Below are 12,138 nucleotides of genomic sequence, written 5' to 3'. Positions count from 1 at the left end.
GCGCTCTGCGCGCCGGCAATGCGTTGACTTGTCGCAGAGATCGGCGCACCGAATGTCGTTGAGAAGAGTGAATGAACTCATCTTGCGCACTCCCGATATCCCATCGCACCCAGGGTAGCGGCTGCGAAGCCGCCATGGCTGAGTCGCTGCGTCGGTCGTCACAGGTCCGACGGTCAGGTCAGCGTAGAGAGGGGGCCAGCAAGCTGTCAACGATTTGCGCCAGCCGCGGCGAAAACTTGCCTCGCTGCAGAAACGCTAAACGGGCGCGTCGCACAGCTCGATGGGATCCGCTCCTGCCTTCGCCTGGCTCTTTCAAGCCGCGCGGTGGGCGCGGCTTGAAGCCGGTCGCGAGTCCGGCCGCACCCTATGCGGTGGATTCCAGGGCTGCGCTTGCCATCAGCGCAGCGAGCAGCGACATGGCCTCGTCGGCTCTGGCCGCGGGCACGAACAGGTGGTCGTGGTGGTAGGCGGCTACCGCGTTGCAGGGGATGCCGGCCTTCGCAAGGCCGGCGGCCACCGTGGCGAGGAAGCCGATGGCTTCGAGTGAGGAGTGAACCATCAAGGTGATGAGCCTGGCCTCGAACACATGCGGCACGTCCGCACGGTCGGCCTGGGATCGCTCGACGATGGCCGTCAGACCTTCCGTCTCCCTGAAGGTGCAGATCGGACTGATGCCTGGTGGGAGGCTGAAGTCCGCAAAGCTGCAATAGACGAATCTCTCCGGGTGCAGTTGCGGCGCCATGTGGCGTTGCAGTCTCGCCAGGTTGCATTCACCAATCATCCGACGTCCTCCTAAGGCGGCTCAGGTGTCATCCGGCTTGTACTGTTGATTATCGTTATTCGCTGGCGCTGCGAAGCGCCGCTCGGACACCGCAACCCGGTGCGTCGGCGGGCTGACGGCGTCACCCGCCGCCGGCATGTTTAGCGAAGTTGCCGGGCCTGCAAAGTTCCTAAACGTGGTCGGACGGGACAGATCGCCTGATACGGTTTGGTCCGAGATGGAACTTGCGGGTCAACCGACCTCACGGTTTCTGCACCAAGTCGCGTTCGGCGTGTCGAGCGGGAAGGGAGTTTCCAGAATGGATCCGCATTCGGAAGTCCTGGCGGACCTGGCTGAGCTACGGTCCCAGTTGCGAAACCGCGGCGGTGCGCACCGCGACCTGCTTCGATTGAACCCGGTGCGTCCGTTGCTGGACCTCGGCGTCGACTGGCTCAGCATCCTCGCCAGTGTCGCCGTCGTCCTCTGGCTGGGCCCCTGGTTGGCGCCGCTGGCGGTGTGCGCGATCGCCAATCGACAACGCGCCCTCGGGAACATCCTGCACGATGCAGGTCATCGCAACCTGTGGCGCGACCGAAGCCGCAATGACCTGTTGGCGCGCGCCCTGGTCGCACCATTCCTGTTTGCGAGCCTGACGAGCTATCGGGCGACCCATTTCAAGCATCACCTTGCGCTCGGGGACCGCCGCAACGACCCGGACTTCCTGCCCATCCAGGCCCCTCCACCACAGCACTGGCTCGGCAGCTACGGGCGCAACCTGTGTTCATGGCGCGCCTGGTCGGGCTCCGTCACTGGCCATCTGGCCGCGCGCGACGTGCGGACTTCGAGCAAACTGTTCATCGTCGGCTGGTGGGGCGTCGGGCTGGCCTTGATGACGGCATTGACGAGCAACTCGTTCACGACCGACTTCGTGTCCCTATGGTTCGTGGCCAGGGCGACGGTCTTCCACCTGATCACGACGTTTCGCGAGATGTGCGACCACTTCGGATTGCGGCCCGGGGGTGTCTTCACCTACACCCGTGACATGGCCAGCCACAGCTTCTGGCGTCCGTTCTTCCACCCGCGCAACAACGGCTACCACCTGACGCACCATCTGATGCCGGCCGTTCCCTACTACCGGTTGCCGGCAGCCCACCGCCTGTTCCGCGAGACGCCGGCATACCGGTCCAGAGCACAGGTCTGCCATGCCTACTTTTCGGGAGAGGGTGCAGTGACCCGCGCTTGGCAGGCTGGGGCGCGCAGATGACGCAGCGGGTGCTGGGCAGCCTGCAAGTGGCGGCTTTGCTGGTCTCGGCCAGCTACGGCATCGGCTTTCTGTTCGGCTCGGGCGAACTGGCGATCCGGCACGGAATGGCCGGCAGCGTTTACGGGGTCGCGACGGCACTCGGGATGCTGGTCCTTGCCTTGTTCGCCAAGAAGCTCTGGACGGCCGGCGTTCCGGTCTGGGACCTGTTCGGCCAGGCCTATGGCCAGCGGATTCAACGCGTTGTCGCGCTGCTGTCCCTGGTCTGGATGGCCGGTGTCCTCGCCGCGCAGATCCAGGGCGGCGTGGCCGTGGTCCGGTTGCTAGGACTGTCGGGTCCGTTCGGCTGGGTCGTGGTCCTGGGGCTCATCTATGCGGCCTCGCGCCTGGATCTGAGAATCGTGTCCGGTGTGTTTGCCATGTGCCTGCTGGCGAGCGGCTTGGTGCTCGCCTATGCGCTATGGGCCGCCGATGGGATGGACCGCTACGTCCACGCCGTGCCGGCGTTTGTGCGCGACCTGGTGACCTTCAGTCCGATGAGACTGGCAGCCATGTCACTGGCGGTGAGCATCCTGGTCTGCACCGGGGCCGACTATCACCAGTTCGTGCTCGCGGCGCGCCGCCCCTCGGCCGCGATCGTGGGCTGCATCCTGGCCGGTCTGGGCCTGATCCTGATCGGTTTTTTGCCGCCGACCGTCGTCGTGGCCATGAGCCGCGCCGGCGCGCTTGACGGTCTTGCCGACGCCAAGCAGGCGGTGCCGTTTCTGCTGGCCCGGATGGCGGGATCCATCGGCCCGGGGATCGACAAGCTCATGCTCGTCGCACTGTCGGCGGCGGCCCTCGGTTCGGGTGCGGCAATCCTGCGCGCCATGAGCAGCGCGCTCGCATCGGCGCTGCCCGGACAGCGCCGAGCGTCGCATCCGGCGCTCGCGACGGTGGCCCTCGCCATCGGCGCCAGCGTCGCTGCACGTGAGCAGGGCATTGTCGAGACGATGGTGTCGGTCAACGTCATCTACATCGCGAGCATCGCTGTCACCTTTGCGGCCTTGCTTCGAGGTGCGGTGATGCCGAGCGCCCAGGCCGGCGCCGTCATGGCGGCGGGGTTCTCGCTATCGTTTGCTGCTTACCTGGCGGGTTGGGCCGGGTGGCTGACCGACGGCGCCGATGTGATCTCGCTCGGAGGTGGGCTCGGCGCGTCGGCGGTGGCTTACCTCGTCTGGCCCGGCAGTGGCCTCATCGGCGTCTCCGGCTCTCGACGCTGACGGTCGCCGTGGTACCGGGCAGAGGGTGGCCCCGAGTGCTCCGTGGGCAGGAGTTGACGGCGGGCCTCGCTCACGACCAAGGTGGTGATCTCGCGTGCCAGGGATGGTTCCAGGTCCCAGTGATGCCAGTACAGGTCGACCATCACGGGCTCGTCCGGTGCGATGTCGACCAGGCGCCCATCGTCCACCAGCGAACGGGCCTGCGAGTTGGGCACGAGGCCGTAGCCCACCCCCATGCCGATGCCTTCCAGCAAGGTCAGCGGGGAGGGCAGGTAGTGTCTTGCATAACTCTCGATGGAGAAGCCGAAGCGCCGCTGCAGGAACTCGTCGTGCAGCGAGTCCTTGCGGTTGTAGAGCACCGCTGGCGCGGCGAGGACGGCCGGCACGGTGAGACCCTCGGGGAAGAACTCATGCGCAAACGCCGGATTGGCGTAGCAGCGGTACTCCATGGCGCCGAGGCAGTCGGCTAGGAAGCCGGCGGCGGCCCGCGCGCCGGTGGAGATGCAGCCGACGACTTCCCCTCGAGCCAGGCGAGCGGAGGTGTGGTCCTGATCGTCCGTGACGACCTCGAGCGCGACACGGCGCTCCAGCAGCAGTTTCTGGAGCACCAGGGGGAACCAGGTCGCCAGCGAGTCCGCATTGACGGCGATGGCCATCGACACGGGAGCATGGGGCTTGGGCGTCGGCATCAATTCCTGCAATGCCGCGCCTTCGAGCATGCGCAGGGCCTTGACGTGGCGCAGCAGGATCTCGCCCGCCGGCGTCGGGGTGATCGGCTTCTCGCGCAGCAGAAGTACCGTTGCCAGCGATTCCTCCAGCGCCTTGATGCGCTGCGATACCGCACCCCGTGTGACGTTGAGTACGCTGGCCGCGCGCTCGAAGCTCTGCTCCTCGGCCACCGTTGCGAACGTCTCCAGCTGATCGCGATCGAGCATTTGAGTCCCTCCCGGAGTCGCAGTGGGTGTATGCCAATGCGTCCCTCGATTCGGAACGCCGATGCTGTCGTTGTCTACCAGCGGGGTGTATCGAGCATGTGACGATGGTTACCGTGTGGTCCACCTGCGGGACACGGTGGGCGGTTGGATGCATGAGGGCCCCGCCTCGCGGGCCCTGGCCATCGGCCGCTCTTCGGGATGCCTCCCTTCGATCGGCCGCAATCCGCGTCGGACTCGTTGAGTCGCCGCGCATTCGCCGCTCGCCTTCCGTGCGAACCGTAGCGCCGCGCGCGTGGGCGCCAGGGCCTTTCGCGGCATAAACGGCGGCCTTCCCGCCGCGGTTTCACTCTGGCGGGCCCCTGCCATTTATTCCACGCTGCCCTGGCGCCCGCGCTGCAGCGCGGCGCTGTCGGTCACGCACGGCGACCGACGAATGCGGGGCAGAACTCAGCTCAACACCGCACCAAACGCCGAGGGATCAACAGCCGAATCCGGCTCCCTCGGAAATTAGGGCAGGTGCCGTTGATGTTGGAAGGGCCACCAGATACTGACACCAATCGAGTCGGACACGAAACGTGCGGGGACGAGGGCATCGAGGACGCAAGGGCTCGCGGGAAGGCGCTGCTGCCGGCGGCGTGGCGCTACCCGCCAGGTTGACAGGATCAGGCGGGCGGATTGAAACGCCCGCCAACATCAAGGGGAGGTGAATCATGTGGCTGCTGCTTGCACGGGCGCCACCAGCAGACGTGCCGTACTGGCCCGGCCGGCGCTGGCTTGCGGCTGTCGATGCACTTGCGTGGCCACTGCTGTGGGTGCTGGTGTTCAGCCACGCACCGACGCCGGTGGGCGTTGCTGGGCCGTTCGTGGCTGCGACGGCGGTGCTGTGTACCTTGGGGCGATTGCGCAGGGCGCTGTGGGCTAACCATCGCTACCGGTTCACGACCTGGCGCTGGGGTCGGATCGTGGCCGGTTTGCTGTTGCTGGGCGTGGTGCAGAAGCTGATGCTGTCGGCGTGACGGTGTCTCTGGGTGTCGCACTGCCGAAGCGAGCCGGGTCGTGCAGCGGCGCAAGCGTATTGCGCCACACCTTGCGTCGCCGACTGCGGGGGTGCTTGGTTGGGAAGGCGTACCGCGGTCGGTAGATGCCGGCTCGGCTGTGGCCGAGTGGGCTGCTGCCGGTTCGATGGACGCCGATCTAAGCTTTTCGAGCTTTCTCGAACTCTACCGGGCACCCATGCCGAGCTCTTCAAGTGAAGTTGGAATCCGAAGCACCTCGCATGCCGCGTTCGCCAGCGTGATGCAAATAGCTCTAAGCAAGGCCCATTTGGCTGGCACGCGCTACCGCTGCGCCGCGACTGCGGACGCCTAGCTTGCTGTATAGATTGTGCAGATGCCATTTGACGGTGGCCTCTGAAACCAGCAGCGCATCGGCCAGCGTGCGATTGTCGAGGCCCGATTGCAGCAGTCGCAGCAGTTCCACCTCGCGGCCGGTCAGCCGCTCCGCCCGCTCCTTCGGGACGTCAGCGACCGTGATTGAGCCTGGTCGAGGGCTGTGGGATTCTCCTCGCAGATGGCACGCGAGCCACGTCTGGAGCTCGAGCTTCTGTCGCAGGTCCGCAGCCGCTGCATCCGGCCGACGTACGATGATGGACTCGAGAACGGGCAGGAGCGCACGTCCTGCCGTGACGATCGGATAGGCATGGAACTCCGCAGCGGCTGAAGTCAACGCGCAATCGAGCTGACGTGCCGCTTCCTTCCGCTGGCCGCCGTTCCAAAGCGACACGGCGCGATTCGCGGTGACGGCGAGGAAGAAGCCACCGCGAGTCTCTGCGCCGCGGGCCTGTTGCAGCAGCGTCAGCATGCGCGTGGCGGAGCGCGGATTCTCTTCCGCAATCCAGAAGCGTGCCTCGAGCAGCTTTAGAGCGTCGCGCTGCGTCCGGAATATGCCGGTACGGTCGGCAGCGTCGCCTCGCAGCTTTGCTCTTTGTGCCGTGTCGTTGGCACCGGCGATGTCGCCGGCCGTCAACTGCAGCGAGGCCTCCTCGATCGATAGCGCAAAGTACAGGCGGAGGTGCTGCTCGCGCAAAGCTGCATCCTGGCCCTGCTGGAGTATCTGGCGCGCAAGGTCGAGATGACCCAGGTGCGCGTGCAGCCGCGCCTCGTTGCGCACTGCGACGAGTTGTGGTTCCACCGGACCGAAGATCTCCTTGAAGGCCCGACCGCCTCCAATGAAATTCGGAGCTTTCTCGAAGTCGCAACGCTGGATAGCGATTTCGGCATTGAGCAGCGCCGCAAGACCCGCCACATAGCTCTTCTGGCCCAGCCCGAGCCCTTGCGAGTCTTGCTGGACACGTTGGCCGAACCTCTCGGCCTCGTAAAGCCGACCGAGTTCGACATCGACCAGGCCGTGGAGAAAATCGCCCCAGGCAGAGAGATACGCCGCGTCTGCGCGATGTCCGTACTCATGAGCCGCCACTGCCGCTTCCCTGCTGCGCTCAAAGTCGCGCTTTGCGAAATAGCCGTAGCTCAGGCAGTTGGAGAGTGTTGCGATAAGGAATGGCTCGGTTTCAGGAACCTTTGGGCGCAATTCGGTCGCGCGAGCTAGGCAGTCCTCGATGTCGTCCGCGCAGGCATGAGTGGCTGCCTGCAAGTTTCGGGTCCAGAGCTCGAAACGGTCTCGCTCGGCCTCCGACAGGTCCCAGCGATCGGGGTGGTTTCCGGAAAGTTCGGCCAGGACCTGTTGCGAGATTTGCATGGCTCGAGCGGTGTCGCGCGAAAACGCGCAAGACCAAGCGTGACTCAGGAGGATCTCCGGCCGGCGGCCGTGAAACTCCGGCGGCAATCTGCGCATCCAGTCCAAAACGGTGTAGTGATCGCCGCGAAAAAGCGAAGCGGTCGGGGCATGTCGGGCGATGAGTATGGCCGCCTCATCGAAATGCTCCGCGTCCAGGGCGTAGCGGATGGCTTCTGCCGCCTGCCCGTTCGCTTCGCACCATTTCGCAGCCCGGTGACAGATCTGACGATACTCGTCGGGCTCCGTCCTTCGGAACTCGCTCTGGAGGAACTCCGCGAACAGGTGATGGTATCGATACCACTGGCCGTCGCGATCCAAGGCGATCAGGAAGAGGTTGGCCCGGCCAACGTATTCCAGCAACTCGTCGCTATCCGGCTGACCGGTTGTGTCTCGGCAGAGGTCCCGGCACATACGACGCAGGGGTGAGGTCTTCAAGAGAAACGAGCGCACGGATTCCGGTTGGGCGTGTATCACACTCTCAACCAGATAGCGGGTCAGATCCCGGTCACGGCCGGAGAAGGTCTTGATCAACTCGCCCGCCGGACCCTTGTGCCGGCGCAGAGCGAGCGCAGCGAGTTGCACGCCGGTAGGCCAGCCCTCGGTCGATTCGAGCAAAGCGCCAAGGTCTTCCGGTGACAATTCAAGTCTGTGATACCGCCTCAGGAATTGATCTGTCTGAGTCGTGTCGAAATAAAGCTCCTCTTGGCCGACTTCGGTCAGTGCGCCAGAGACTCGCAGCCGAGCCAGCTGCAGCAGCAAGCTTGAGCGACTAGCAATCACCAGGCGCATGGTGCGCGGGAGGTGCGTGATCAGCTTGTCGAGAAAACGCAGAGTGCGTTCGTCGGTAATGTGTTGGAAATCATCGATGAACACGGCGCCCGTAGCGGCCACGCTGGCAAGGCGACCCACCAGGCGATCGAAGAGCCGATCGAAATCCCGGACGGGGTTGGCCTCCAAGGCGGTTAGCTCGTCTCGTGCGAACGAGGGCTCGATCGAGTTGAGTGCGCTGATGAAGTAGATCGCGAACGTGGCGGGGTCGTTGTCCTCAGCTTCCAGGCTCAACCAGCACGTGCCGATCCGGCGTTCCTCGAAGGCTGAGTGAAGTTGCGTCATCAGGGTTGACTTGCCCGAGCCAGCTGCCGCAACGATGGCGGTAACCGAGCTGTGGCGTGCATCGTCGACCTGCTTGGCGATCAAGGACTCTCGAAAGATCGCACGCGGGTCTTGAGCTGGCGGGACGAGTTTGGTCGCGACCAAGCCATCCAACAGCAGCCCTGCAGCCGATGTCGACATATCCCGCCTCCTTCCGGCAATGTGGGGACACATCTGATCCCCGTCCATGATGTGCATCCATCTGATCCCGACACGAGGCAGTTTACCCAACCTTTGGTGGGGGAAAATGGCATAGATGGCGGCCTTTCGTTACAGGATGCCCCATCGAAAGATTGGTTTTTTACAGAGTGCCATGCGGACAATTGGAGGCATGCGGCGAATCGATCGCGGCCTTCGGCCCGGAGTCTTTCGGGTGTAGAGGTACTACATGGCACTGCTTGATTGGATGGACGGGCCGGAGACCACCAGGAACTGGATTCCTGAACTTTTGGAGGTGGATCGCCAATCCCCGCTGGGGATGTCCGGCGGGTTGGGAGCGCTTGGCCTGCCACGTCCCGAAGCACGTCGTGCATCCCCTTCGGCAATCGGGATGCCCCTTGGTATTCACGTTGGCTTGCCGCAGGGTCTCCCGCCGGCAGCTACGCATCCGCTGCACTTGATCGATAGGCTGGTGGAGAAGGCTTTGCGCGATGCGGGAGACTGGCAAGGGGCCTTCCATGACCAGGTCGACGATCGTTCAATCCGCCCCGCCCGCTTGATCCGCGCCGTACTGCTGCAAGGTCTGTATTCATTGCGCTGCGACCACCAGCTGACGGAACAGCTTACCTACAACCTGCTCTATCGCTGGTTTGTTGGCTTGAACATTGACGATCCCATCTGGGATGCGGCGGCTTTCGCGCAAGCCCGCAAGGCCTTGCAAGGTTCCGCCGCCGGCGGAGCGGCATTTCGCAGCGTACTGAAGCAGGTGCGTGCGGTGGCCTTGCTGTGGTCCGTGCATTTCAACGTCGACGAAGGCTTCTTTGGTGTGTGGCTCGGACCGATTTCCCCACCGGTCCGCAAAGATCTTCCGCCCATCATTGCTGAGCAGACGGAAGCTTTGAGCGCCGCAGGTATATCCGTCATGCGAGGCTCGCGCAACAACCGGCTCGACAAGGCGCTCGCGGTGATCCTTCGACGAATCGGAGATTCCACCCTGACACCCGACGCGATCGCGTCAGAGGTTTGCGTGTCTAGACGCGCGCTCTATTCCTTGTTCAAGGAGCAGGGACTGACTCCGACCAAAGCAGTTCGCGATATTCGGCTAGAGCACAGTAAACGGGTTCTGTGCGACCCAGGGCAGCAGTTTCGCAAGATCACCGACGTTGCGCTGGACTTTGGTTTTGGTGACGTTGCCACGTTTTGCCGTCAGTTCAAGCATCGCTATGGGCTGTCTCCGCGAGATTTCCGCGCCACGGCATCCAGGCTCCAGGGAGGGGGTTGAACGACCCTGGGCCGCTGTCGGTCTGCGCAGCAGAGACAGCCATTCGTGGTTGCCGACACCGAGTACCTCGCTCATCAGGCCTCGACCATGCAAAAGTCGGACTTCGGTGCTCCGCAATCCCGGCAAGTCCAGGACTCGGGAATGTCCTCCCAGCGGGTGCCCGGCTCGATTCCCTCCTCCGGTAGGCCCAGAGCTTCATCGTATTCAAAGCCGCACACGAGGCAATACCACTTCTTCATCACAGTTCCTTCTCGGTGGGCTTACTTGCCAACCGAGCTGCCCTGCATGGGCAGGGTCGAGAGTTGGCTCTTGAGGTCATGCGAGCGCTTGACAAGGTACTGATGAACGGCTTCCACGTCCTCGAGCGTCAGCACATCCATCATTGCCGGCATGCCCTGGGATGCGTAGGCGCCTGCGAGGATGCCGGCGAATATCCGGTGCTTCTCCGCAGTGAGATAGCGCAAGTCGGGCAGTACGGAGCCCGCGATGGCATTGGGGCCGTGGCACATGCCGCAGTGGCCGTTATAGATGCTGCGGCCCCTGGCGACGGTCTCGTCGTCAGCCTTGAGCGCTGGCGGCTCTGGCAGTGTCGTGGGCGCGTCATTCGGCGGTGGTAGTGTCGCCATGCCGCCGAGCTTGTAGGTCAGGACACGGGCTTCCGGCCTTACTTTGGCTGGTTCGGAGAGCCCGCCGAGGATGACCGGAAACGCACCGCCCCAGCCCGCTGCGACGCTGACGTATTGCTCGCCTTTTATTTCGTATGTGATGGGCCCGGCCATGACACCAGTATTGGCCCGAGTCTCCCAAAGCTTCTCACCCTTCTCGGCAGAATAGGCGACGAATCGACCGTCGGCCGTGCCTTGGAACACGAGGCTACCCGCAGTACTCAGCGTGCCGCCGTTCCAGACGGTGACATAGCTCTGACGCCAAACTTCCTTTTGCGCGATGGGGTCCCAGGCCACGAGATGGCCCTTGTGAAGATCGACGATGCCCTGAAACTCCTTGGGATTCTCGGGGAACGCGATAGGCTGGGTTCCCATATGCCAGTTCCCTTTGCCGGAATAGGTCTGCGTCGGATCCGGCACGAACAGCGCGGCTGCTTCCTGCATCGGGATGTAGACCAGCCCGGTCTGAGGGTTGTAAGACATGGGCTGCCAGTTGTGCGCGCCCAGTGGTCCGGGCGAGACCAGCGCGGGTTTGGTCTTCCAGTCCGCTTCCGGGTTCTCTACCGGGCGGCCGGTCTTCATGTCGACGTGCGAGGCCCAGTTTGCCGGCGCGAATTTCTCCGCCGACAGCAACTCGCCCGTGACGCGGTCTATCACGTAGAAGAAGCCGTTCTTGGGTGCCTGCATCAGCACCTTGCGCACGCCCTCGCCGATCTTGAGATCGGCGAGGATGATGTGCTGGGTGGCGGTGTAGTCCCAGGTGTCGCCGGGCGTGGTCTGGTAGTGCCAGACGTATTCGCCACTGTCAGGCCTGAGCGCAACGATGGACGAGAGAAAGAGATTCGCTCCGCCGCCCGGGCTGCGAATGTGGCGGTTCCAGATAGAACCGTTGCCGACGCCGATATACAGAAGATCAAGTTCGGGATCGTAGGCCATCGAGTCCCACACCGTGCCGCCACCACCAAACTTCCACCACTGCTCGCCCTTCCAGGTGGGCAGTGCGATTTCCATGGCCTTGCCTTCGGCCGATTGCGTCGGGTCGCCCGGCACCGTGAAGAAGCGCCAGAGTTTTTTGCCGTTCTCGGTGTCGTAAGCAGTGACGTAACCGCGCACGCCAAATTCCGCGCCGCCGTTGCCAATAATCACCTTGCCCTTGATGATGCGCGGCGCGCCGGTGATGGTGTAGCTGCGGGTTCTGTCGACAACAGTGTCAACTTCCCAGGCTCTTGCGCCGGACTTCGCATCGAGCGCGATCAGGCGGCCATCGTAGGCACCGAAGTAGACCTTACCCTTCCATACAGCGACGCCGCGGTTGGCCACATCGCAACAGCCGTCACGGTCCTTGTCGCGCGGAACCTTGGGATCGTACTTCCACAGCTCTTTGCCCGTGACAGGATCGAGTGCGCTGACGATGGAAAACGCGCCGCTCACGTACATCACGCCATCGACGACGATGGGTGTGGCTTCGGTGGCGCGGTCCACATCGAGCTTGTAGGTCCACGCCAATCCCAGCTTGCCGACGTTGTCCTTGCTCACCTTCTTCAGCGGGCTGAAGCGCTGTTCACTGTAGGTGCGACCGTGGCTCATCCACGAGCCGGACTCCTTGTCTGCGTCAGCCATGCGCGCGCTGTCCACATCTGCAGCCATTGAAGCAGCAGCCGGTGCCGCGTCGGCCGATGACAGCTTGTCTACGTTCCTATTGCTGCTGACGCAACCGCAGAACATCGCGCAAGTCACCGGCAGCGTGAGGAGGGACCGAAACGTCATCATGCTTTCCTGAGAAAATGCTAAAAATTTCATGCACCAAATCTCCCTTCATTTCCACGTACGTTCGAGCGAAGTAAGGTCCCGCCGAGCGGCACCTTGGTA

General features: G+C 63.6%; 9 protein-coding genes. 4 read left to right on the top strand and 5 right to left on the bottom strand.

Annotated features, from left to right (window positions below; translation table 11 throughout):
- Positions 1 to 364 precede the first annotated feature (364 nt).
- On the bottom strand, positions 365 to 742 hold the full coding sequence (locus ACQY9S_RS07445) for an ACT domain-containing protein (protein WP_428424399.1): 378 nt from the start codon (positions 740 to 742) through the stop codon (positions 365 to 367).
- Between the two features lie 175 nt (positions 743 to 917).
- Between ACQY9S_RS07445 and ACQY9S_RS07440 the strand changes: the two genes are divergently transcribed.
- A complete protein-coding gene (locus tag ACQY9S_RS07440; protein ID WP_428424397.1) occupies positions 918 to 2,024 on the top strand; it encodes a fatty acid desaturase family protein in 1,107 nt (368 codons plus the stop codon).
- Positions 2,000 to 3,283 carry a hypothetical protein gene (locus ACQY9S_RS07435; RefSeq protein WP_428424395.1) on the top strand — a complete coding sequence of 428 codons (1,284 nt, stop codon included), beginning with the start codon at positions 2,000 to 2,002 and terminating at the stop codon, positions 3,281 to 3,283. The genes ACQY9S_RS07440 and ACQY9S_RS07435 overlap by 25 nt, the downstream gene beginning before the upstream one ends.
- Here the strand turns inward: ACQY9S_RS07435 and ACQY9S_RS07430 are convergent.
- Positions 3,229 to 4,218, bottom strand: a complete 990-nt coding sequence (locus ACQY9S_RS07430) for an HTH-type transcriptional regulator ArgP (RefSeq protein ID WP_428424393.1) — start codon at positions 4,216 to 4,218, stop codon at positions 3,229 to 3,231. The two genes, ACQY9S_RS07435 and ACQY9S_RS07430, sit on opposite strands and share 55 nt — an antisense overlap.
- A gap of 710 nt (positions 4,219 to 4,928) precedes the next feature.
- Between ACQY9S_RS07430 and ACQY9S_RS07425 the strand changes: the two genes are divergently transcribed.
- Complete coding sequence (locus ACQY9S_RS07425) at positions 4,929 to 5,234, top strand: hypothetical protein (RefSeq protein WP_428424391.1); 306 nt, start codon at positions 4,929 to 4,931, stop codon at positions 5,232 to 5,234.
- A gap of 292 nt (positions 5,235 to 5,526) precedes the next feature.
- Here the strand turns inward: ACQY9S_RS07425 and ACQY9S_RS07420 are convergent, their stop codons facing one another.
- Positions 5,527 to 8,304, bottom strand: a complete 2,778-nt coding sequence (locus ACQY9S_RS07420; RefSeq protein WP_428424389.1) for a LuxR C-terminal-related transcriptional regulator — start codon at positions 8,302 to 8,304, stop codon at positions 5,527 to 5,529.
- A gap of 247 nt (positions 8,305 to 8,551) precedes the next feature.
- On the opposite strand from ACQY9S_RS07420, the gene ACQY9S_RS07415 reads away from it, so the two are divergent.
- Complete coding sequence (locus tag ACQY9S_RS07415; RefSeq protein WP_428424387.1) at positions 8,552 to 9,604, top strand: helix-turn-helix domain-containing protein; 1,053 nt, start codon at positions 8,552 to 8,554, stop codon at positions 9,602 to 9,604.
- A gap of 74 nt (positions 9,605 to 9,678) precedes the next feature.
- Here ACQY9S_RS07415 and ACQY9S_RS07410 read toward each other — a convergent pair whose 3' ends face one another.
- On the bottom strand, positions 9,679 to 9,843 hold the full coding sequence (locus tag ACQY9S_RS07410) for a rubredoxin (protein ID WP_428424385.1): 165 nt from the start codon (positions 9,841 to 9,843) through the stop codon (positions 9,679 to 9,681).
- 21 nt (positions 9,844 to 9,864) lie between these two features.
- Positions 9,865 to 12,069 carry a PQQ-dependent dehydrogenase, methanol/ethanol family gene (locus tag ACQY9S_RS07405; protein WP_428424383.1) on the bottom strand — a complete coding sequence of 735 codons (2,205 nt, stop codon included), beginning with the start codon at positions 12,067 to 12,069 and terminating at the stop codon, positions 9,865 to 9,867.
- Between the last annotated feature and the right edge of the window lie 69 nt (positions 12,070 to 12,138).

It is taken from the genome of Methylibium sp. (assembly GCF_965279545.1).
Lineage (GTDB): Bacteria > Pseudomonadota > Gammaproteobacteria > Burkholderiales > Burkholderiaceae_C > Methylibium.
This window is presented reverse-complemented; position numbering and strand designations above follow the sequence as displayed.